25 protein-coding genes are annotated in these 23,059 nt (G+C 38.4%); 9 read left to right on the forward strand and 16 right to left on the reverse strand.

Features of this window, described 5'->3' with window-relative positions:
* Nucleotides 1–3: 3 nt before the first annotated feature.
* Complete coding sequence (locus BGC7_RS13915; RefSeq protein ID WP_050702213.1) at nt 4–879, reverse strand: murein hydrolase activator EnvC family protein; 876 nt, start codon at nt 877–879, stop codon at nt 4–6.
* A 260-nt stretch (nt 880–1,139) separates the two neighbouring features.
* Between BGC7_RS13915 and BGC7_RS13920 the strand changes: the two genes are divergently transcribed.
* Together BGC7_RS13920 and BGC7_RS13925 are read left to right on the forward strand one after the other, a co-directional pair.
* A complete protein-coding gene (locus BGC7_RS13920) occupies nt 1,140–2,345 on the forward strand; it encodes a serine palmitoyltransferase (RefSeq protein ID WP_050702214.1) in 1,206 nt (401 codons plus the stop codon).
* A gap of 100 nt (nt 2,346–2,445) precedes the next feature.
* On the forward strand, nt 2,446–3,759 hold the full coding sequence (locus tag BGC7_RS13925; protein WP_050702215.1) for a T9SS type B sorting domain-containing protein: 1,314 nt from the start codon (nt 2,446–2,448) through the stop codon (nt 3,757–3,759).
* A 6-nt stretch (nt 3,760–3,765) separates the two neighbouring features.
* Here BGC7_RS13925 and BGC7_RS13930 read toward each other — a convergent pair whose 3' ends face one another.
* Nucleotides 3,766–4,773 (reverse strand): NAD-dependent epimerase/dehydratase family protein, encoded by a 1,008-nt coding sequence (locus tag BGC7_RS13930; protein ID WP_050702216.1) that lies wholly within the window; start codon nt 4,771–4,773, stop codon nt 3,766–3,768.
* Nucleotides 4,774–5,003: 230 nt separating this feature from the next.
* Here BGC7_RS13930 and rpmB point away from each other — a divergent pair, with 230 nt between their 5' ends.
* From rpmB to BGC7_RS13960, 7 genes are all read left to right on the forward strand, one after another.
* Complete coding sequence (gene rpmB, locus BGC7_RS13935; protein ID WP_050702217.1) at nt 5,004–5,243, forward strand: 50S ribosomal protein L28; 240 nt, start codon at nt 5,004–5,006, stop codon at nt 5,241–5,243.
* A gap of 19 nt (nt 5,244–5,262) precedes the next feature.
* Nucleotides 5,263–5,451: a 50S ribosomal protein L33 gene (gene rpmG, locus BGC7_RS13940; RefSeq protein ID WP_050702218.1), complete on the forward strand. Its 189-nt coding sequence runs from the start codon at nt 5,263–5,265 to the stop codon at nt 5,449–5,451.
* Between the two features lie 13 nt (nt 5,452–5,464).
* Complete coding sequence (locus tag BGC7_RS17690) at nt 5,465–5,626, forward strand: DUF4295 domain-containing protein (protein WP_082206772.1); 162 nt, start codon at nt 5,465–5,467, stop codon at nt 5,624–5,626.
* 155 nt (nt 5,627–5,781) lie between these two features.
* Nucleotides 5,782–6,735, forward strand: coding sequence for a signal recognition particle-docking protein FtsY (gene ftsY / locus BGC7_RS13945; protein WP_050702219.1), 954 nt, complete (start codon nt 5,782–5,784; stop codon nt 6,733–6,735).
* A 90-nt stretch (nt 6,736–6,825) separates the two neighbouring features.
* Nucleotides 6,826–8,121 carry a 30S ribosomal protein S12 methylthiotransferase RimO gene (gene rimO, locus BGC7_RS13950; RefSeq protein WP_050702220.1) on the forward strand — a complete coding sequence of 432 codons (1,296 nt, stop codon included), beginning with the start codon at nt 6,826–6,828 and terminating at the stop codon, nt 8,119–8,121.
* Between the two features lie 15 nt (nt 8,122–8,136).
* The gene (locus tag BGC7_RS13955; protein ID WP_050702221.1) at nt 8,137–8,427 is read left to right on the forward strand and encodes an HU family DNA-binding protein; all 291 of its coding nucleotides are present in this window, start codon (nt 8,137–8,139) and stop codon (nt 8,425–8,427) included.
* The gene (locus tag BGC7_RS13960; RefSeq protein WP_050702222.1) at nt 8,420–9,670 is read left to right on the forward strand and encodes an HU family DNA-binding protein; all 1,251 of its coding nucleotides are present in this window, start codon (nt 8,420–8,422) and stop codon (nt 9,668–9,670) included. The genes BGC7_RS13955 and BGC7_RS13960 overlap by 8 nt, the downstream gene beginning before the upstream one ends.
* Here BGC7_RS13960 and BGC7_RS13965 read toward each other — a convergent pair whose 3' ends face one another.
* The 14 genes from BGC7_RS13965 to BGC7_RS14030 all read right to left on the reverse strand — a co-directional run bounded on the left by BGC7_RS13965 (nt 9,671) and on the right by BGC7_RS14030 (nt 23,055).
* Nucleotides 9,671–10,480, reverse strand: coding sequence for a LicD family protein (locus BGC7_RS13965; protein WP_050702223.1), 810 nt, complete (start codon nt 10,478–10,480; stop codon nt 9,671–9,673).
* Between the two features lie 13 nt (nt 10,481–10,493).
* Nucleotides 10,494–11,477, reverse strand: coding sequence for a glycosyltransferase family 2 protein (locus BGC7_RS13970; RefSeq protein ID WP_082206775.1), 984 nt, complete (start codon nt 11,475–11,477; stop codon nt 10,494–10,496).
* A 26-nt stretch (nt 11,478–11,503) separates the two neighbouring features.
* Nucleotides 11,504–12,391, reverse strand: coding sequence for an alpha-1,2-fucosyltransferase (locus BGC7_RS13975; RefSeq protein WP_050702225.1), 888 nt, complete (start codon nt 12,389–12,391; stop codon nt 11,504–11,506).
* A 4-nt stretch (nt 12,392–12,395) separates the two neighbouring features.
* Nucleotides 12,396–13,172 (reverse strand): DUF268 domain-containing protein, encoded by a 777-nt coding sequence (locus BGC7_RS13980; RefSeq protein WP_050702226.1) that lies wholly within the window; start codon nt 13,170–13,172, stop codon nt 12,396–12,398.
* 4 nt (nt 13,173–13,176) lie between these two features.
* Nucleotides 13,177–14,619, reverse strand: coding sequence for a lipopolysaccharide biosynthesis protein (locus BGC7_RS13985; protein WP_050702227.1), 1,443 nt, complete (start codon nt 14,617–14,619; stop codon nt 13,177–13,179).
* 83 nt (nt 14,620–14,702) lie between these two features.
* Nucleotides 14,703–16,325 (reverse strand): phosphoethanolamine transferase, encoded by a 1,623-nt coding sequence (locus tag BGC7_RS13990; protein ID WP_242034412.1) that lies wholly within the window; start codon nt 16,323–16,325, stop codon nt 14,703–14,705.
* Between the two features lie 74 nt (nt 16,326–16,399).
* Complete coding sequence (gene trpA, locus BGC7_RS13995) at nt 16,400–17,173, reverse strand: tryptophan synthase subunit alpha (RefSeq protein ID WP_050702229.1); 774 nt, start codon at nt 17,171–17,173, stop codon at nt 16,400–16,402.
* Nucleotides 17,160–17,786: a phosphoribosylanthranilate isomerase gene (locus tag BGC7_RS14000; protein ID WP_050702230.1), complete on the reverse strand. Its 627-nt coding sequence runs from the start codon at nt 17,784–17,786 to the stop codon at nt 17,160–17,162. Before BGC7_RS14000 ends, trpA begins: the two co-directional genes overlap by 14 nt.
* Nucleotides 17,783–18,565, reverse strand: a complete 783-nt coding sequence (trpC, locus tag BGC7_RS14005) for an indole-3-glycerol phosphate synthase TrpC (RefSeq protein ID WP_050702231.1) — start codon at nt 18,563–18,565, stop codon at nt 17,783–17,785. The genes BGC7_RS14000 and trpC overlap by 4 nt, the downstream gene beginning before the upstream one ends.
* Nucleotides 18,566–18,581: 16 nt before the next feature.
* The gene (locus BGC7_RS14010) at nt 18,582–19,742 is read right to left on the reverse strand and encodes an MFS transporter (RefSeq protein WP_050702232.1); all 1,161 of its coding nucleotides are present in this window, start codon (nt 19,740–19,742) and stop codon (nt 18,582–18,584) included.
* Between the two features lie 4 nt (nt 19,743–19,746).
* Nucleotides 19,747–20,319 (reverse strand): NAD(P)H-dependent oxidoreductase, encoded by a 573-nt coding sequence (locus tag BGC7_RS14015; RefSeq protein WP_050702233.1) that lies wholly within the window; start codon nt 20,317–20,319, stop codon nt 19,747–19,749.
* A 1-nt stretch (nt 20,320) separates the two neighbouring features.
* Nucleotides 20,321–20,635, reverse strand: a complete 315-nt coding sequence (locus BGC7_RS14020) for a chorismate mutase (RefSeq protein ID WP_050702234.1) — start codon at nt 20,633–20,635, stop codon at nt 20,321–20,323.
* 12 nt (nt 20,636–20,647) lie between these two features.
* Nucleotides 20,648–21,646 (reverse strand): anthranilate phosphoribosyltransferase, encoded by a 999-nt coding sequence (gene trpD, locus BGC7_RS14025; RefSeq protein ID WP_050702235.1) that lies wholly within the window; start codon nt 21,644–21,646, stop codon nt 20,648–20,650.
* Between the two features lie 50 nt (nt 21,647–21,696).
* Nucleotides 21,697–23,055 carry a TrpB-like pyridoxal phosphate-dependent enzyme gene (locus BGC7_RS14030; RefSeq protein ID WP_050702236.1) on the reverse strand — a complete coding sequence of 453 codons (1,359 nt, stop codon included), beginning with the start codon at nt 23,053–23,055 and terminating at the stop codon, nt 21,697–21,699.
* Nucleotides 23,056–23,059: the final 4 nt, after the last annotated feature.

A 23,059-nucleotide genomic window follows, 5' to 3' on the forward strand; every position in this document is an offset into this window, starting at 1 on the left:
AGTTTAGAAAGATATATAATTTTCAGGATTCACAGCATTGCCTTTATACCAGAGCTCGAAGTTTAATGCAGTTTGAGAATCTTTTTCCGCTTTGTCATCTATCACCGCTATTGCTTCGCCGGTTCGTACCTTGTCGCCGGTTTGTTTGAGAAGGATAGAATTATTCTTGTATATGGATGTAAATCCATTTTTATGCTGTATCTGTATTGTATATCCCGAATTTATATCATATCCCGCAAAAACAATAGAGCCATCGAGTGTTGCAGATACTGTTTCTTTCGATGAATCTTTTATTTTTATAGTGATGCCATAATGATTCTTTGATGGGTCGAACCGAGAAGTTATAAAGCCTTTCGCCGGCTTGAAAAACACCAGCCCTTCCATCGGATTGGTGGGAGATGAAGATAAAACAGAAAGATTGTATTTCTCTTCTTCTTCGTAGTGTTTTGCAAATTGCTTCTCTAGTTCAGTCTTTTTAAGAGATGGATCGTTTTCAGATACCGATATGGTATCAATCATTTTTACAGAGTCGAACTGTCTTTTGCCTGAAAAAATATCCCGCAAATTATTGATGTAAGCTTCTTGATATTTTAGTTGCTGTTCCAGAGAGTCTGTTCTTATTGCTGCACGTAAAGCTTTTTCCCTGATTTCAGAATCCAGATAGCCCGGAAGATAGTATCGTATAGGAGTTGCAATTATAATGGCAGATGTGACTGTTATTAAGAAAAAGGCAAAGATGAGTAATAGCATAGCACCCGAAAATATAGAAGCTTTTATTTTCCATATTTCTTCCAATGTATTCTCGTTTATAACAGAAAGCCTGTACTTGAAATGCAGTCGCTTCCAGAAATTATGTTTGCTCTTCTTACTTTTTGTCATTTGTTGCTTTGGCCTTGTCAGATTATCAAATGTTTGTTGTTTCGAGTATATCTGATGACCAAACCGCAAATTTAAGAAAAAAGAGGTATAGTTTAGTTAGTTATAGTTGTAGAAAACATTAAAATATCCTTTTTTTAATTATTTGCGATAAAACAGCCTCTTTCTTATTTTTTTTAGCTATTTTTGCAGCCTGCATTTTTGTGAGATAACGAGATATCTGGAGTGCAGTTATAATAATTTTATTTTGTTATAAATTGAATATGAGTTTACTAACTGATAAATTGTATCGGTATGATGCGGCGAGAAACGCCCGCTCTGCAGGGATTTACCCTTATTTTAGACAGATACAAAGCGACCAAGACACAGAGGTTGTTATTGACGGCAAGAAAGTGTTAATGTTCGGATCTAATGCCTATCTGGGGTTAACCAACCATCCAAAAGTAAAAGAAGCGTCTATAGAAGCTACAAAAAAATATGGAACAGGTATGGCCGGTTCTCGTTTTTTGAATGGGACGCTCGATATCCATGTGGAATTGGAGAAGAAATTAGCTGAGTTTGTAGGAAAAGAAGATGCTATCGTCTATTCTACCGGATTTAACGTTAATCAAGGTGTTATATCTTGTCTAACAGGGCGTGAAGACTATATTCTCTGGGATGAATTGGATCATGCTTCTATAATAGAAGGTTGCAGGGTGTCTTATTCGACTAAACTGAAGTTTAGGCATAATGATATGTCTTCGTTGGAAAAGCAGCTTCAGAGATGCGAACCGGATAAGGTGAAGCTTATTGTTGTAGACGGAGTGTTTAGTATGGAAGGAGATGTTGCAAAGTTACCTGAAATAGTACAATTGGCTAAACGGTATAATGCTAGTGTAATGGTTGATGAAGCTCATAGCTTAGGTGTTATGGGTACAAATTATAGTGGAAAGGGCTTGGTGGAAGAGTGTGGTCTTGCCAACGATGTTGATCTTATTATGGGCACATTTAGCAAATCGCTAGCTTCTATCGGAGGATTTATTGCAGGGAATGAAACTGTTTTAGATTACCTGAGACACAACTCCAGGGCTTATATATTTACAGCAAGTGCTACTCCGGGTGCTACAGCGGCAGCCAGCGCAGCATTGGATATTTTGAAATCAGAACCTGAAAGGATCAAAGCGTTGTGGGATATAACACATTATGCACTTGATGGATTTCGTGAAATGGGATGCGAAATAGGACATACTTCAACTCCTATTATACCATTGTTTATCAGAGATAATGAGAAAACGTTTATAATTACAAAAATGCTCTTCGAAGAAGGTGTGTTTGTGAATCCTGTAGTTGCTCCTGCGGTTGCTCCTGCGGATACTCTTATCCGTTTTTCTCTGATGGCTACACATACAAAGGAGCAGGTAGATGCTGCTTTGCAAAGAATAGAAAGAGTATTCAAAAAGATGGGTGTTTTGTCTGGAATAAATGCTTAATTCGAGATAGAATATATCGTCTTTTTTTTATAAAATAATATAACCCTCTATCCGTTAAAAGATAGAGGGTTAATTTTTTTTTTTTTGTTAGATATTGCGGATGAATATTAAATTAAAATCATTTTTGCTTATAATTGCTGTTCTTTTTTCTGTAGAGGTATTTTCTCAAGACTATATAATGTCCGACGATTACTATTCTTACAATGAAGATATAGCAGGGTCGGGTATAAAAAAAGTTTGCATCTTTAAGTCGTTGACAGGAGTTACTCTTAAATACGAATCGACGGCTCTGTCTGTCAATTTTTATAGTTACCGTTATTCTATATCGGATAAAGAATTAGTAACAGATGTGTCGCCTTCATCCAGTGGAGGTGTTACGACCTATACACTGTCGAATCTGGTCGATAGCAGAGGATATATGGTTGAAGAAGATGGTGTATTGAAAGCGGCCGTATGGATTATAGACTATGGTCTGCATCAGCCCGTTTTTACGTCGATAGATGTGGTTGAAAGTGAAGATAAGTGTGAGAATATAAAGTTATATGTGACGAAATCGGATGAACTCTCTTTTTATACAAACGGTGGTGCAAAGAGGGATGTGAAAAGGAAATATACAATACATTACGATAATCAAGTATGGAATGAAGATAATTTGCAATTTGAAAATAAAGAAGTTGTAGTTCCTGAAAGAGAGGTTGGGGCAGAGGTTCTTGTTTCGGCTCCATTGAAAGATACTAAGTTTGTATTGCAGGGGGATCAATTCGCTAAATATTTTGGAGTGGCAAAGCAATTGGAATCAGCTGCATATTCTGCAATCTCGGTTAAGGCGCATATTGTAACGGTTCAGGAAAAGAGAAATGTAGCCAACGAAAAGAAAACGGAAGGAAGTGATCTCGGAGGTTCTGCTCCTGTTACGATAAATTTTTATGGGCATGGAAATGAACCTGTAGTAGATTATTATACATGGCTGATATATAATAGCAGAGATATGAACAACCCTGTAGATCGTTATACGGATCAGGATATAAAATATACTTTCGAGGAGTCCGGAGACTTTGTTGTGAAGCTGGAGGTGGCCGGACGTTCGTCAATGTGTATAGATACAGCCAGTGTGAGTTTTAATATATCAATATCGTCTCTTGATATTCCTAATTACTTTTCTCCGGGCGACTCTCCCGGATCTAATGATGAATTTCGGGTTGCGTATAAGTCGCTTGTGAAGTTTAAATGTACCATCTTTAATCGTTGGGGCAAAAAGTTGTATGAATGGAGTGATCCGGCTAAAGGTTGGGACGGTAAATATAATGGACGGTATGTAACTACCGGAGTTTATTTTTATGTCATTGAGGCTTTAGGTTCTGATGGTATCAGATATAAGCGGGGAGGTGATATTAATGTTCTTCGCGGCAGATAAATGGTGTTATAGCCACCCATTGTTCTTATACCATTCAACGGACTCTTTTAGTCCTGCTTCCAGATTGTATTTCGGAGAAAAGCCTAGATCTTTAATCAAAGGTTCTGTATCACATACCCAATTACGTTGTTTCATAATTTTGTACTTGTCTCTGTTTAGGGTAGAAGGCTGTTTCGTTATTTTTGAGATATCTTCTGCTATTACCGATATTCCTTTCAGTAGCCACAACGGAACTTTGAGGCTGATAACATGCTTCTTGTTGATGGTCTTTTTTACTAGCTGTGTATATTCTTTGTCCGTGTATATATCGCCATCGGCAACAAAATAGCTTCTGTTTTTTATGTCGCTTTTTAGGGCAAGAAATGCTGCATCGACTAAGTCTTTTACATAAATAAACGTTAGGTGTTGGGGCTTAAATCCGGCTCCGACGTCTAACCCCGATCTTACAGTTTTTATCATCAGAAAGTAGTCCTTTTCCCGTGGTCCATACACCCCTGTTGGACGTAAAATTATATAAGGGAAGTCTTCTGTTGATTGTAGATATTGTTCAGCTTTTAGCTTGCTTTTTCCATATGCGGTGTTTGGATTGGGGGTGTCTGATAGCTTTATTGGGGTGTAATTATTCTCGTCACCAACGCCAAATGCACTGAGGCTGCTCATTAATATGAACTTGTCGGGTGTGGCTGCTTCTCGAAGAGTGTCTATTAAATTAACAGTAAATCGAAAATTTATTTTATCGAAATCATCAATGTTTAGGCACTTTGTTATACCAGCATTGTGTATCACGTAGTCGAATCGTCCACGCTTAGTAACAAAATCTTTTAGCTGCGCTTTTAGTCGTTTTTTGTCTCCATAGTTGAGGTCTATAAAGTTTATCCGTTCATCTTTCAGGTAGTCTTTGTTGCTGCTTTGGCGTACGCCTGCCCATACTTCATAGTTTTCACTCAGAGCCTTCTCTACTAGAAAACTTCCGATAAAGCCACTGGCTCCTGTAATGAGTATACGTTTTGTCATTTTTCTTTTGAATAATGGGCGGATTTAGTTGGATTTGTAACGTGAATCCCTATTTGCAAAGGTAAATAAAAAAGGACAGATGACATTTAATCTGTTCTCTAAAACTTTAAGTGAAAAATAAATAGAACTTTAACGTTATAAATATTTGTAAGTTTGAAAAATATAACTAAATTTGCATCCCGATTTTGCATACGAATAACTAAAAAAATAAATATAAAAATACGATAGCGATGTCCAAAGTTTGTCAAATTACAGGAAAAAAAGCTATGGTTGGCAACAACGTTTCTCACTCTAACAGAAAGACTAAGAGAAAGTTTAATGTCAATCTTTTCAGAAAGAAATTCTACTGGGTAGAAGAAGATTGTTGGATCAGCCTAAATATTTCAGCTGCAGGTCTCCGTACAATCAATAAAATTGGTTTGGATGCTGCGCTGAAAAGAGCGGCTTCAGACGGGTATTTGAACGCATAAAATCAGGAGGACCTAGAAAATGGCTAAGAAAGCAAAAGGAAACAGAATCCAGGTGATATTGGAGTGCACAGAGCACAAAGAAAGTGGTATGCCGGGCACATCACGTTATATCACAACAAAAAACAGAAAGAACACAACTGAAAGACTAGAGTTGAAAAAATACAACCCTGTTCTTAAGAAAGTAACTGTTCATAAAGAAATTAAATAAAACGACATAAACCATGGCAAAGAAAGTTGTAGCGGGTTATCGTGATGCATCGTCAAAAGATGGTCGTAACTACGCAAAAGTAATTAAAGTGGTAAAGTCGCCTAAAACAGGTGCTTACACTTTTAAAGAAGAAATGGTTCCTAACGAATCTGTACAGAATTATTTTACGAAATAATCTTGTTAAAAATATTTAAAACGCCTCCTTCGACTTAAAGTAGGGAGGCGTTTTTGTTTTCCATTTTGTAGCTTTGTATAAGGCTTGATTAGAGAGGTTTATTTTGTTGAGACGATCTCTGAAGGATGCTTTAATAATCAAAAATAATAGAAGATATGGGTTTGTTTGATTTCTTTTCGAAGCAAAAAAAAGAAACTTTAGATAAAGGTCTTGAGAAGACTAAGGAGTCGATGTTCTCCAAGCTGTCTCGTATTGTTGCGGGCAAATCGAAGGTCGATGATGATGTTCTCGACGACTTGGAAGAAGTTCTCATAACCTCAGATGTGGGCGTGAATACCACACTGAAAATTATAGAACGTATCGAAGATCGTGTTGCTAAAGATAAATATGTCGGAGCAGAGGAGCTTAATTCGATATTGCGAGACGAAATAGCAAGTTTACTAACCGAAAATAATACAGTAGATGCTGATGAGTTTTCTATTCCGAATGATAAGAAACCATATGTGATAATGGTTGTTGGAGTGAATGGAGTCGGCAAGACTACAACCATAGGAAAACTTGCAAATCAGTTTAAGAAAGCCGGCAAATCGGTATATCTTGGTGCTGCGGATACCTTTCGTGCAGCAGCGGTCGAACAGCTTGTGGTATGGGGTGAAAGAGTGGGCGTTCCTGTGATAAAACAGGCTATGGGTTCAGATCCAGCTTCTGTTGCTTTCGACACACTGAGTTCAGCAAAATCGAACAACGCAGATGTTGTAATTATTGATACAGCAGGGCGTTTGCACAATAAAGTAGGCCTGATGAATGAACTTTCTAAAATAAAGAAAGTAATGGATAAGATAGTTCCGGGCGCACCACACGAAGTATTGTTAGTTCTTGACGGATCGACCGGGCAGAATGCTTTTGAACAAGCAACCCAGTTTACCGCTGCTACCGATGTGACAGCATTGGCGATAACAAAACTGGATGGAACAGCTAAAGGAGGTGTTGTAATAGGTATCTCCGATCAATTCAAAATTCCTGTCAAATATATTGGTCTGGGTGAGGGAATAGATGACTTACAAGTGTTCAGACGGAAAGATTTTGTGAATAGCTTGTTTGGAGAGTAAATAAAAATCAATAGAAAAGAGTTTGACTCTGTTTCTGTCTATTCTGAAAGCGGAAACAGGAGTTCTAAAATAGGTCTGTGACCTTGCACGATGAAGAAAAACAGAATAGATGTAATAACACTTGGGTGTTCTAAAAATTTGGTAGACTCCGAGTTGTTGATGAAGCAATTATTGGCTAATGGTTATACTGTGAAGCATGACCCGGATAAACCCGAAGGCGAAATAGTGGTGATTAATACCTGCGGCTTTATTGGCGATGCAAAAGAAGAATCTATAAATATGATTCTTGAGTTTGCCGATGCTAAGAAGAGAAGGAAATTAAATAAGCTTTTTGTAATGGGTTGCCTTACCGAAAGGTATATGGACGAACTGAGACAGGAAATTCCGGAAGTAGATGCTTTTTATGGTAAATTTGGCTGGAAAGCTTTAATTTCCGATTTGGGAAAATCTTATCATCAGGATCTTGCACTGGAACGTAGTATTACTACTCCTGCTCATTATGCCTATCTGAAAATATCTGAGGGATGTAATCGTACTTGCTCTTACTGCTCTATTCCTATAATGACAGGCAAACATCAGTCGCGATCGATAGAAGAAGTTGAAGGTGAAGTGCGCAGTCTTGTAGCTTCGGGAGTTAAAGAATTTCAGGTAATTGCACAGGATCTGTCTTTTTATGGTTTAGATAATTATAAAGAGGCAAAGCTTCCCGAACTGATAGAACGTATTGCTAAAATAGATGGAGTAAAGTGGATTCGTTTACATTATGCTTATCCGGCAAACTTCCCTTATGATTTACTTCGGGTAATGCGTGAGAATGATAATGTATGTAAATATCTGGATATTGCGCTGCAACATATCAGTGATAATATGCTGACAAAGATGCGCCGCAATATATCTAAAGAAAAGACATACGAACTGATCCGAAAAATAAAGGAAGAAGTTCCCGGTATACATATTCGCACTACTTTGATGGTTGGACATCCCGGCGAAACACATAAAGACTTTGAAGAGTTACTTCAATTTGTAAAAGATGTGCGATTCGAAAGAATGGGTGCGTTTCCCTATTCTCACGAAGATGGAACCTATGCTTATTCGCACTATAAGGATGAGATCACGGATGCTGTAAAGCAAGAGAGAATGGATTTATTGATGGCTTTACAGGAAAGAATAGCCCTTGAAATCAATGAAGAGAAAATAGGGAAGGAAATGACTGTGATTGTCGACCGAGAAGAACCTGACTACTATATAGGGCGTACAGAATATGATTCTCCTGAGGTTGATCCGGAAGTGCTGATAAAGAAAAACAAGCCGATAACTATAGGAGAAATGTATAAAATAAAGGTCATTGGCGCTCAGCCATTCGACTTGTACGGAGAAGTTATTTAATAAAAACCTTTAACTATGACAAACCAAGAATTAATAGCGACACTGGCCAAGCGTCTGGATTGGACTCAACGGCAGACATCGGAAATACTTGAAGCTACAGTTTCTATTATAAATAGTAATATGGAGGAAAGCAATTCTATTAATATTCAAGGCTTTGGTTTGTTCGAAACAAAAAAGAAAGGCGAACGTATATCTGTAAATCCGGTTTCTAAACAACGCTTTCTCGTCCCTCCTAAAATATCACTCGCTTTTCGTCCCGGACAGACTATAAAAGATAACCTGAAAAAACTAGAAGTAAATGAATGAAAGATTAAGCCTTCAGGATTTGATTGATTTACTTGCAAAGCAGCAGAATATTACTAAAAAAGATGCTGAATTGTTTTTGCGTGAACTTATTGCGGTTATATCCGAGAATATAGAAAAAGGAGAGTCTGTAAAAATAAAAGATTTTGGTGTATTCAAATTAGTTAAGGTAAATGCACGTAAAAGTGTAGATGTGAATACGGGAGAGGCTATAGAGATTCCTGCTCATTACAAACTCAGCTTTGTGCCCGATAAGCTCTTGAAAGAAGCTGTAAACCGTCCGTTTTCTCATTTCGAAAGTGTAGTGCTTGAAGATGGTGTAACTTTCGATGATATGGAAAGTACGACAGATGATTCTGATGAGGAAGAACAGGATGCTGTAAGTAATAACGAGGAGGAAAATATAGAAAAAGGTCTTAATGAAGATATCTCGAATATCGTAGAGGATCATAGTGAAACTGAGCCTGAAATAATAACGGTTTCATATACAGAGGAAATAATAGAAATTCCTGTTGAGGAGGAAAATCAATTTGAAACTAAAGCAGAAAATTCTGATTCTCTAGTCGGAGAAAAGATTGAAGAGATTTTGCCGGAGGTTGAAGATCGTGAAGAAATTATTCCGCATAAGATAACGTATGCGGAAAGTACATATATGTCTGCCGAAGAAAGTGTTTTTGAAGAAGAAAATGAGAAATCAAGAAATAAAAAGAAAGTAATTGGGTATACTATTGCTTTTCTTCTGATCGCATTGATTGGTGTTGGTATATTTTTCTCTGAAAATATAAGGAGATATCTTCAAGATGGTGTTTGGGAGAAAGAAACAAAAATTGTTATTTCTTATGAGAACAAACCTCTTAAAGATATAACATCAGAGAAAAAAGATTCTATAGGTGCTGTAATTATAGTGCCGGTAGCGGATTCCTCTGCTATACAGAAACCAATAGAAACCAATCACAGACCACAAACACAGAAGCCACAAACAGACAATAAACCTTTGACAATGCTTACTATTGCATCCGGACATACTTTGCGAAACATCTCGTTGGAGTATTATGGACATAAGTCTTTTTGGATCTACATTTATGAGGAAAATAAGGACAAAATAAAGAATCCTAACAATGTACCTTTAGGAACACAGCTGGTAATACCTGCCCCATCAAAATATGGAATAGATGTGAAGAATAAAGATTCAGTAAAGAAAGCTAGAGCAAAAGAAGAAGAAATATTTGCTAAAATGGGCTTATAATCATAGGTATTCCACTTCCATAAAATGGGTTGCACGTTTACCTTCGGGAGGAACTTCCGTATAGTCTCCATACTGTTTTCTTAGATAAGGGTCTACCTTTCCCGGAGCTGAAAAAACATGTCCTTCAAATTCTATTTTGCTGACAGGTAGCATATCGCTGATCGGACGATCGAAATAAATATTGATCCCATAATGATATATGGCTTGGTCCGGTTTTGTCAAAGCACTTATTACTCTGGCTATACCTAGAAGTATGATACCTATCGGATATAAGAATAAAGAGATTGTATATTCATAGAAATATTTTAAAGACTGGAAAGGTCTACCTCTTTTTAATCTTCTGAATGCTCTCCCATAAAAGAAATCGACAATCCTCTTCATTCCCTTGTAGCCTCTCTCCAATGGGAAAAGGTCTATATATACGCCCTTTTCCTTGTATCTGGCCATATCTTCCTCTTCCGAGTGTATAATGGTATGCTTGTCTCTCACTTTCGAAAAAAGAGTGCGGTAGCTCTTCTCTCTAGGGGTTTGCAGATAAAGGCTGTTGGGAAGTTCTTTTGGCAATATTTTCAATAGCTTCTTGTAATCGGGATAGAGCAACTCGATGTCTATATCATCGTCCCAAGGGATAAAACCGCCATGCCTCACAGCACCTAACAGGGTACCCCCACTTATCCAATACGGAATATCATGTTTGTCGCATATATTGGTCACAACAATCAGTATATCCAACATTTTCATCTGAAGGGTTCTAAGCTCAGAACCTTCAGGGTTGTATTTTGCTCTTAGATCTTCTGTTTGAGGGTGCATATTGGCCTATAATTTATATTCTTTTACGAAGCATATTAGATAAAATCAGATAGCCTTTTAGGCTCAGACCGACAGGTAAAGATAATGCTTTCAGATATAATTTTTGTTCTTTGCAGGCAAAAATCCAGCGAAAAGCAATAGTTGCCAAAAACGTATCTTTATTGTATTCCTCGCTTCGTATTCCGTATTCAGCTACTTTGTGCAGCCAAAGCCTTAGTTCTTTTAAATACACATTGTGGGGCAAGTTGACAATGTTTTTATCTCTTATCGAGGAATGAATAGACAGCTCATAGTCGGAAGCATTTATGCCAATATTTTTCAGTTCCCGCTTAGAGATCTTATCCACCAAAGAGTCTAGCTGCTCTTTTTTCGATTTGCTTATATTGCTGCTATGCCATCGGTACAGGGTAAGATGTTGTGGCAAATTTTGCATCTTATATAATTGTGACAGGCGGCACCACAGCTCATAGTCTTCGGCCAAAGGGTATTCTTTATCATAAGGATTACGTATAAGAATGTCCCGCCTTATCATAATGCTAGATTGCACAAATGTATTGGTAAACAAGAGAGAACATTTTATTTCGTCAGACGAAACAGACATATTTATCCGTTTCATCTTTTTGCCCATCTCATCTATCATCGTGCACCATGTGCCACACAGCCCGTAATCCGTATTTTTATCTAAGAAAAGAACTTGTTGAGTAAGTCTTTCGGACATGGAAATATCGTCACTATCCAAAAATGCAATGTATTCGCCCGAAGCCTGCTCTATCATCCGATTTCGTGTGTATATAAGCCCTTTGTTTCCTTCGTTCTTCAAATATTTTATTCTTTGGTCGGTATACGCAAGGGCTATCTGTTCGCTGTTGTCTGTAGAACCATCGTTGACAAGTATCAGTTCCCAATCGGTAAACGACTGGTTTATAATACTGTCGATAGCAAGAGAAAGGTACTTCTCTGCATTGTATACAGGCATTAATACAGAAACTTTTGGCATAACGGTATAAATAACAGTAAGTATTATTAGGTCTGAGACCTTAGTTTAATCCATCCTTCGGGATAGAAACTGTCTAATAATAAGTTTTTCTTTTCATCTACAAACCATTTATCGGGAGCTATCACTATCCTCTCCTTATTCCTGTTGAGCCATGCTCCCCACCAGCTGAAACTGCTGTTGGCTATTATATTATGTTTGCACAAGCTCATCAGTTGCATGTCTATATAGCTAAGGCTATCCTTGTTCCAGTCAATAAAATTGACAGTATTGCCCCCAAAATCAATATTATCTCTCACCCATTCCATGTCGTCCGAAAACACAAAAAAGGAAGAAGTAGTATGTATTGTAGAGATATGGGCTATAGCCTTCCGGTAATATTCTTTATCGCAGGTGATGAAATTTGATGCAGCATGTTTATTGCTTATATAGTCTCCTCTACGTATGTGCACGGATACAGATTCTGTTTGAGCTATTCTTGTTGCAATTTCGATATTCTCGCCTTTTAGAGGAACTTTGAATGAAAAACCTGTATGTATCTCTTGAGAAATACTCTTGAAATATTTTTCGTTTTGAAAATATCCCGACATCAGGATATTGCCTTTTATTTTCTCAAATACGGGTTGATATAAGATAGCGTATGTATCAGTGAAGAATCCTAATTTTAGGAAAAAATCTCTGTGTTTTTGAATAAAGGGTCTTCCCTTTATCAGAAGTTTCCCTTTTAATGAAGACGTGAATTTATACTCTGTATCAAAAATATCGAGTTCAAAGTTCCTGACAGTTGTTTGTGTCTTTTTAGACAGATTATATGTATCGATGGCTAAATCTGTATTTAGTCGTTTTGCTAAGGCTTTAGCGGCCGCATACTGAAACATTTGGTTCCCGAGCCCTCCTGACAATAATACAGTGACCATCGTCTTATTTCTTTATTAAAGTGAAAATTCCACAACCATAGTTACAACCGAAGTTTGATGTTATTTTGTTCTCATCCATTGCTACCTCTTTGTGCAAGTCGCCTTTGTCATCTACATATGAAAATGCTTTCAGATTGTATCTATCGCTGAATAATTCCAGCAAATAGCTTACCGAAAATACTCTGTGTGCATTAAATTCTACTCGCTGAGGTCCTATGGGAACCGAGAAATAAAATGTACCTCCTGTCTGCAACATATCGTACATATTATTCAGCCCTTTGAGATAGCCTTCCGGGTCTATAGGATCGCCATAGCGCCCCAGCCCGAAGTGCTCGACGGCATGTAGGGAAGAAATAGAGTCACAATAGCATTTGTGACTGTCTGCTATGGGATTCATCATATCTGCCTGAAGAAATTTAATATTGTCTATGTTGCTGGTCAATATTCGTATATCTATTACTTCTATTTCTCTGAAAGAAGCCACATGGGCAACGAAACCGTCAATTCGTGAGCCTATATCTACATGTGTTTTAGGTTGCGACTTAAATATATATTGAGCTATCAATAAATCTTGATAGTAATAGTGCTTAGATGGAGCACCTCCTTCTTCGTATCTGTCTGTCAGACACGGAAAAGTGCTGGTAATCGGAAAAGGAGTCCCTTTTTCTTTTGTTTGTCTTTTAAATTCTTTTCGCGATCGCCTATACCAAGACAACGAACTCAGACTCCGAAGAATACGTCTGGGATAAAAACCGAATATTAGTTGGATCGACTTTAACATGGATTTATTTTAAAGATTGTTTTATAAAATCAATGGTTTCTTTTATAATTACCGAACCAAGAACTTTCACAATGAACAAATATACACAACTTCCTGCAAAAAAAGGAATGAGCAACTGCAGGTATATATTGTTTATTTCTGTTCGGTATAGTAACAGCATCGGTAGAAAAGATACAATGGCTATCCCCAGATACGGAGAGATGTCGAAAAGTATTTCTTTGATTGTGTAAGATATCGTTCTCCCAGATATATACATACCAAAGAAAAACGATATAGCACTCACTCCTGATATACATGTAACCAACCCCAATACTCCGTATTGAACCCCAATGGCGATGGAGCATAGAAGCAGTATATTTCGGAACAGTTCTATTTTTAACAGTAATCCTGATTTTCCTTTATATTGTAATAGTGAGCTTATTAGAGAGTATAAAGGGAAGAATGCACCTCCCACAGCCAGCACCTGTAAGAAAGGAGTAACATCTGCCCATTCGGGTGGTAAATATATGCCTACAATGGGCTTCGCCGTGACGATCAGCATTATTGCTACAGGAAAGGATATAAAGGCTGTGATGCGTACTACTTTACGAAATATCCTTTTTTCACGTTCTTCATCTTCATCTATATTTGTAAGTAAGGGATATGCAACACTCTTTATGCCGTCGCTGATTATAGATTGAGGTATATTGTTCAGCTTACCCGCCTGATTGTAGGCCGCTACTTGCATAAAATCAAATTTCTTACCAATAATAAGAGGAACTATGTTGCCGCATATTTGATTGAGAAGGGTGGTTAAGAGCAGCTTGATGCTATACGCCGACATCTTCCTGATATGAATGACAGAAAACTGCATCTTTGGTTTCCATCGCACAAAGAACCATAGGAAGACAGTTCGTAAGAAACTTTGTAATACTAATTGTGACGCTATACTCCATATTCCAAATCCTTTGTAGGCCATTGCTATCGCAACTAATCCCGAGATGACTCCTGCTAACAACGTAATACGTGTGTTGGTCTTAAAATTCATGCTTTTTATCAGATGTACATTTTGTACTATTCCGAAAGCACTAAATACAAATGCCAGAAATATAAATCGGGAGAGGTCTGTAAGTATGGGCTTTTCGTAAAAAGAACTGATTAGTGGCGCAGAGAAAAACAATAATATGTAAATAGATAAGCTGACTACGATATTGAAATAGAAAACAGAAGAGTATTCTTCCTGAAGCACATTCTTTTTTCTTATCAGGGCAGAAGAAAAGCCACTTTCTTGAAGAATGTTGGCAATCGCAGTGAAAACAGCAAGAATACCGACTATACCAAAGTCTTCCTTGAGAACAAGGCGTGCCAGTATATAGAAAAATATAAATTGTATTACTTGTTGCCCACCCTTATCTACAAAACTCCAGAATAGGGCGACACCAGTTTTTCTTTTTAAAGAATCGGCCATTTATTCTTATTTGATTACAAGCTGTAAAGGTATTAAAAATACGATGACTTCAATGTTGCTATTACCTCCGTATTGTGGCTAAATTATTCAGCCTCTTCTTTTATGTCGGAGTAGAGGGAGTAGGACTGGTCGGCATGTCGGACATACTTTCCATCCGAAACAGCTTTATTTGTATATTTTTCGGGGATGAAATAGCCCATCATCTCGGCCAGAATATATATTGTACTCGAATTATTTATTAATTTTTCCGCTGTATCTACTTCTTGGTATTTGGCTGATACAGAGTCTATCTTATTTGTATTCCTGTTTATTGTAATCAAAGGAATATCGAATTGAGCAATGCCATTTTTCCAAGGGCCGTGTCCTCTACCAATTATCTCTCCATGGTCGGAAAAGTAGAAAAGCAGAGCTGTGGAGTCTTGTTGCATTATATTATATATTTCATGCAAAACCCGGTCGGTATGGTGTATCGACCGATCGTAATTATTCAGTATCGTATTATTTCCCGGTATTGCTTTCACATCGGCGGCATCGTAACGATCCGAGTAATTATTGTGACTACCTACAAGGTGTATTACAAAAAACTGTCTGTCTTTGTTGTTATGCTCCTTTTTCAATAATGGGATCAGGGTAAGGTCGTCATTCGCCAAATAGCCCCCTTCTGTAAAAATAGCCTTGTCGGCACAGGCGGCTATATATCCCAGATAAGAATCTTGTATGCCTGATGAGCCTTGGTTTGAAATCCAAAAGGTATTATACTTCGCATCACGAGCCAATTCGAGGAGAGTTTTATTGGTGTAAAACGGCTCCATATTTGTAGGAGAAGCAAAAGACAGTGCCATTCTTATTGCATTTCGGGTGAAAGGAGCAGAAGCCACACCATTGTAAAAACTTAGCTGATTGGGCGCTGCGGAATATAAACTATCTACGAACGGAGTAGTATTTGTCGGATATCCGTACAGAGACCAATGTTTGCGATAGGCACTCTCTCCTATTACCAAATATATTTTTTGTGGAGTCTGCACTGTATCGTTCAGAACAATACCTTCGGGCAATGTCTTATTGCTCTGATCGGAAAACTCGCGCAACATTGACATTTCTTCTTCATAGGCAAGGATAGTGAATATATTACCGTACAACACAGGAGCATACATGTTAACTTTGTCTTGTATCACTCTGATCGGGACTTCCTTAAACAACTCCTCCTCTTCCATCCATTTTATCCGTTTATAGCAGATTACGGGTAGAAATACGAAGCAGTAAAAGGCGAGATAGATTGCGGATATTTTAATAGATATTTTTGCTTCTTTCAGTTCCTTTTCGGCAACATACAATAGGGCTGAGGTTGCGACTATCCCAATAATTGCTCCAAGCAGTACTTCTCCTTTGACCATACTGACAGCTTCGGCCATGTGGGTTTCGAGGATGGAAGCCATTATTTCGAGAGAAACATCTGACTTGAGAACAAAGGCAAAATAGGCGTTGAAGACTAATATGAAAGCAAATATTATGGTAGGTATGAGCCTATACTTAATCTTTGCCAGAAGGTTGAGAATGAAGAATAACGACAATATAAGGCATGCTATTGCAATACTGAATGAAAACTTTATGGGTACAAGAACGATGAGGCTGATGTACAGTAAAGAGAGTATGGTAAACTTGTATTTAACTACAAATTTACCTACTCTCTTTATATATTCTTTCATTGTCGTCATTTTGTACTCGCCAGATTTGTGACTGAAACAGATAGCGAAGATACAAATATTTTTTTTCGAATGGTTTATTTGCTAAGTGCCTCTTTTAATGCAGCTACTGCCTCTTTTATGCCGGCACTTTCTTTTAGTAATGTTATAAATTTACTTCCTATAATGGCTCCGCTGGCATTTGCCTGAGCGGCTTCCAATGTGGCCTTGTTAGATATGCCGAACCCTATAAGGCGAGGATTGCGAAGGTTCTTTTCGTTTATGCGGCGAAAGTATTCCTGCTTTTGCTCATCAAAGCTTTTTTGTGCGCCTGTTGTAGCGGCCGAAGATACCATATAGATAAAACTGTCGGTATGTTCATCTATAAGCCTGATGCGTTCGTCTGAAGTCTCAGGTGTTATCAGCATTACTATTTTTACATCGTACCTGTCAGCTATAGGCTTATATTCTTTTATATAGTCATCGAATGGCAGGTCGGGGATAATAGCTCCGTCTATGCCGATTTCCTTACATTGCTTACAAAAGTTATCGAATCCGTATTGCATTATCGGATTCAGATAGCCCATCATTATAAGCGGAATGTTCACTTCTTTGCGTATGTCTTTTAACTGATCGAATAAGGTTTTCAGTGTCATACCATTGCGTAGAGCAATTGTTCCACTGTCCTGAATTGTTGGGCCGTCTGCCATCGGATCTGAGAATGGTATGCCTACTTCTATCAAGTCGATACCGTTTGTTTCCAGTTCTTTAATGATTGCAGGAGTATCGTCCAACTGAGGAAACCCCGCAGTGAAATAAATAGAAAGTATATTTTCGTTCTTTTTTTCAAATAATTGCTTAATCCTGTTCATCTTTTATTTGTTTTATAAATTGTTTCAATAATTCAATATCTTTTACTCCCGGCTCAGTTTCAAATTTGCTATTGAGGTCTAGCCCATACAACAGCGGGTGTTTGATTTCTCTTATTCTTTCAGCATCTTCTGCCGATATTCCACCGCTTAAGAAAAAAGGAGTATTTCCTTTATATTCGTTAAGTATTTCCCAATCGAATTTCAGCCCCGAACCTCCATGCTGCGGTGTCTTGGTATCGAACAGAAAATATCCCCACAACCCTTCGTATGCTTTGGTTTGTTCTATATCCGAAATGTCTGCTATACTGAATGCTTTTATTATAGGCAATGTCTCATTCAGCTCTTTGCAAAATGAGGGAGATTCGTTTCCATGCAACTGAATAAGGTCAAGTCCATATTCATTGACTTTTTCCAGAATAAAATCTCTTTCGGCATTCACAAATACACCGACTCGCTCTATATACCGAGGCAAAACACTGAGATCGGACAAAGTCAGCTTTTCGACATAGCGGGGCGATTTCTGATAGAATATCATACCCATAAAATCTATAGGTAGTTGAGCTAATTGGCTGATGTTGTCGGGCGATTTCATCCCGCAAACTTTTATCTTCATTGTAGCTGTCCTATAAATTCCTCTAACGCCTTGCCCGGATTGGATGTTTTCATGAAATTTTCGCCCATAAGGAAACCTCGATATCCTACTTGCTGTAATTGTTTCACTGTTTCGGGTTTGGATATTCCGCTTTCCGATATTTTCACAAATTCGTTTGGTATCTTATCCGCTAAATCGAACGATACCTGTATGTCTGTAACAAAAGTACCTAGATTGCGGTTGTTTACGCCTACTACATCTACTTTGTCGTTTATGTGTTCCAATTCTTTTTCGTTGTGAATTTCTAAAAGAATATCGAGTCCCAATTCTTTTGCTTTAGAGGAAAGAAGGATGGTTTCTTTTATCGACAGAGCCGAAGCGATAAGTAATATGGCACTTGCCCCAACAGATTTTGCCTGATAGAGTTGATACTCGTCCACTACAAAATCTTTTCTTAGCAAAGGAGTTTTTGTCAGTTCCTTAGCTCTTACCAAGTCTGCTAAGTTTCCACCAAAAAAGTCCATATCTGTAAGCACTGAAATGGCACTTGCACCATTTTGTGAATATGATGGGATAACGTCTTCTATCTTTGCATTTTTAAATATCCAGTCGCGTGAGGGTGACCGCCTCTTAAATTCTGCAATAATACCTGTAGAGGAGTTGATCAATGCTTGTTTGAATGAAGCGACTTGTTTGTCGTATGATATATTTTCCGCTAATGCTTTGATGGAAATTTCTGCTTTTTGCTTTTCTACTTCTATCTTTTTATTAGCAATGATTTTATCTAAAATAGTAGACATTTTTATATTTTATTTTTTAATCTCTTTTCAATACTTTTATCATAGATGCAAGTACAACTATACATATCCCGAATAGTCCGATGAGGGCATAGGAATATCTGAGGTTGGTAACGCTCGAAATATAACCTATCAATGGAGGTCCCATAAGGAATCCTAAAAAACTGACACTGGACACTATGGTAAGTGCTATACTTGTCGGTATTTTCGTCTTTTGTCCGGCTACGCTGTATATTGTAGGTACAATACCTGCCGTACCCAGACCGATGATCATGAACGCAATAATAGTAGTGACAAAGTGCGGCAGAGCTACAGCAGTGAAGAGCCCTACTGCAATAAGTGTTCCTCCTGTTTGTAAAACACGCTTTCTACCCCATTTCTGTGTTGCTTTGTCTATCAGGAAACGACCGGTTGCCATTGTAACCATATAGGCGGCTAATCCGATAGGTGCTATGTTTTTTTGAGTGCCTACTACATCTATAAGATAGAGTCCGCTCCAGTCGGACATTGCTCCTTCTGCAGCCATTCCGCAAAATGCAACTGTGCCGAGAAGAAACAAAAATGTTTCGGGCTTGTTCTTTTTCTTTGCGGCAATGTCGGCAGGGTCTTTTTCTTTTTTCGGATCGGCTTGCAGGTATGGTTTGTTTATGATGAGCGTAATAAGAACAATAAGCCCGATGATTCCGAAATGGAGAACAGGACGCATATGTAGTGTCGACATTAATAGACCTATTGCGGCACCTGTCAGTCCGGCGAAACTCCATCCACCATGAAAAGAGGCCATGATGGGCTTGTGGTACATGTTTTCTATTGTTACAGCCTGTGTATTGATGGAAATGTTACAGAAATTTCCGAAAAAACCGAAAATAATCAGGCTCAAGATCAGTGCGTATTCGCTGGCTGAAACTCCTACAAGCAAAAGAGCCAATACATATCCTATGAGGGCAAATGGAAATATCTTTTTACTTCCTATTTTTGATATAATCAGGCCCGATATTGTCATACCACATATCTGCCCGATAGGAATCATCAGAAGGATAGTTCCCCAAGCTGCATCGCCCAGCCCAAGCGATGTTTTTATGTCGGGTATGCGGCTCGCCCAGCTCGAAAAGCAGATTCCGGTACAGAAGTACAGGCAAAATATAGCAAGTCGGGCACGTTCTTTAGAAGTTGAATCCATTTTATTATTTCTGAGCAATAATTTCTATTTTATTCATCCATTTTTCTCTTTGTTCGGCCGTGGAGTTTTTTATTACTGCAAAGTAGGTAGTACGTATGTTTTTAATTCCACAAAATGCGCCAATATCTTTTCGTATCATTTTTCCTCCAATATCTGTCACTATCCATTTGTAGTACCACACAGGAGAATCCATTGTACTGATAATTTCGGACGTTTTCCCTGTTAGTAATTTCTTCGGGAAAGGAGACTTTTCCTGATACTCGAACGTAAAGCCCGGAAGAAAAACTCTTTCTATAAATCCTTTAAGCAATGCGGGAGGAGATGCCCACCATGTAGGATATATCCATACTATGTGTTCTGCCCATTGCAGTTTATCCCATGCCTCGATAAGATCCGGCTCCAATTCTGTACGCTTACGATACCCGTACATAAGAATAGGATTGAATTGCATTTCGGAAAGGATAATTTCTTTTACCTCGTTCCCTGCTTTCAGGCTCCCTTTCTTGTAACGGTTATGTAAAGCGAAGCAAAAGCACTCTTTGTCGGGATGGCCATTTATTATAAGTACTTTTTTCATATTAGTAGTATGATTCTTTTATTGCTTTGTATCGTGTATCAAAAGTAATCAATTCTTCTTCAGTAAAGGCGTTAATCATTGTTCTATACACTTTTTCTGTTATAGATGGATTGAGTCCTAAATCTGCGGACAATACCTTTACTTTATCTATGACCGCATCAACACGTTGTAGAGATGTAACGTCATCAACAGAGTTTTTAAACTGTGCTGCCTGAGATACAAACAGGCTTCGTTTAGCTATTAGTTTTACTAACTCTTCATCTATCCGATCTATATTTTGACGAACTTCGTCTAACGAATTGCAACGCTTGATCATAATCTATTCCCTTTATGAATTTAACTCCAAAAACTTCTTGAATGTTTCCCTTGTTCGTCCGCTTTCAATAGATTCTCTAGCCTGCGCAATTGCTTCCTCGAAAGAAATAGTAGAGTCTATTGTCTGAATAGCTGTTGCAGCATTAGCTATTACAGCATTCTTTTGTGCTGTTGTAGCTGTGTTGTTGATAACATTATCAAATATTTTGGATGCTTCTTCGGGCGAAGTCCCTCCGTCGAGTTCCTTTTCGGTGCAGCGGCTAAGACCTATCTGCTCGGGAGAATATATTTTCTCTCCGAATTTATTGATTAACTTAAAGTCTCCGGTTAACGATATTTCGTCATATCCGTCGAGGCTGTGAACAATGGAGTAATCTACATCTGTTTGCTGATACATATAGAAGTATAGACGAGCCATTTTCAGGTTAAAAACTCCCAGTACAGTCCGTTTCGGTTTAATGGGGTTTACTACCGGTCCCAGCATATTGAAGAAAGTTCTTACACCTAACGCTTTTCGAACGGGAGCAACTACTTTCAACGCATTGTTGAATAATGGAGCGTGCATATAGGCTATGTTTATTTTATCCAACGATTCTTCCAGTTTACTGACATCAGAAGTAAACTTTACACCATGCTGTTCCATTACATTAGATGCCCCACTGACAGAAGTGGCTCCGTAGTTACCATGTTTAGCCACTTTATATCCTGCGCTGGCCACAACAAAACAAGAAAGTGTAGATATATTGAATGTGTTTTTGTTATCGCCTCCTGTTCCTACAATATCAATAGGATTGTAAGCAGCCAGTGCATCCACATTTGCCCGCAAGTCGAGGAGTGCATCCGAAAATCCCAGAAATTCGTCTACACTGATACTCCGCATGAGAAATACACTGATAAATGCAGCTATTTCAGATTCATTATATCCTCCTGCGGCCATTTTGGTCAGAATTTCCTTTGCTTCCGTACGGTTGAGGTATTGATGTTCGAATAGTCTGTTTAGTATTTGTTTCATAAGCCCCTCCAAACCTCCCCGAAGGGAGGTTGTGTTTATATTAATTAAAATTACACCAGTTTTTCCAATGTATCTGTTGTTTTAGCGATCTCTTCGTCGGTCAGATTGTAGTTCTGCATTTTACCGGTAAGGAATTGATCGTAAGCAGTCATGTCTATTAATCCATGTCCCGACAGATTGAATAAGATTGTTTTCTGTACGCCTTCTTCTTTTGCTTTTTTTGCTTCGCGTATGGCTGAGGCTATAGCATGAGTAGATTCGGGTGCAGGTATAATACCTTCTGTATTGGCAAATAATTTACCTGCCTCGAAAGTTTCCAACTGAGGGATATCCTGTACTTCTACATATCCATCCCGGTGCAATTGGCTGACAATTGTTCCAGCTCCGTGATAACGCAATCCACCTGCATGTATATCGGCTGGTTGGAAATCGTGCCCCAGTGTGTACATCGGCAATAATGGGGTAAGACCGACAGTGTCACCATAGTCGTATTCAAATTTTCCTCTCGACAGTTTAGGTGTACTTGCTGGCTCGGAAGCTATAATGCGTACTTCTTTTCCGTCTGTCAGTTTGTGGCGTAAGAAAGGGAAGCTAATACCAGAGAAATTAGATCCTCCACCAAAGCAGCCGATTACAATATCAGGATACTCGCCCGCCATCTCCATTTGTTTTTCACTTTCCAGTCCTATTATAGTCTGGTGCAGAATGACATGGTTGAGTACACTGCCCAGAGTATAGCGTGTATTTTCTCCTTTGATGGCTGCCTCTACTGCTTCTGATATAGCAATACCCAGACTCCCCGAGTTATTCGGATCTTTTGCTAATATTGCTCTTCCCGATTCTGTCAGGTTACTTGGCGAAGGTATCACGTTTGCACCCCATGTTTGCATCATCATTCGGCGATATGGCTTTTGGTTGTAACTTACTTTTACCATATATACTTCGAGATCGAGCCCGAAGATACTGGAAGCAAAGCTCAATGCTGCACCCCACTGTCCGGCTCCTGTTTCAGTAGTAAGGCGTTTTATGCCTTGCATCTTATTATAGTATGCCTGTGGCAGAGCCGAGTTCAACTTGTGAGAGCCGATAGGACTTACTCCTTCATTTTTAAAATAGATATGAGCAGGAGTATCAAGCGCTTTTTCCAGACCTGTAGCTCTTACCAGTGGAGTTGGTCTCCATATTTTGTACAATTCTCTTACTTCATCGGGAATTTCTACCCAACGCTCTTGTGTAAGTTCTTGTTTTATTAATTCTTTAGCAAATATGGGTTCCAGATCGGCAGGGTTTAATACTTCTTTTGTTTTAGGATTTAGCGGTGGCAAAGGTTTATTCTTCATGTCCGCTACAATATTATACCAGCTTCTGGGAATGTCGTTTTCGCTTAAAAAGATTTTTTTACTCATGATTTTT

The organism is Dysgonomonas sp. BGC7 (genome assembly GCF_001261735.1).
In the GTDB taxonomy this organism is placed as follows: domain Bacteria; phylum Bacteroidota; class Bacteroidia; order Bacteroidales; family Dysgonomonadaceae; genus Dysgonomonas.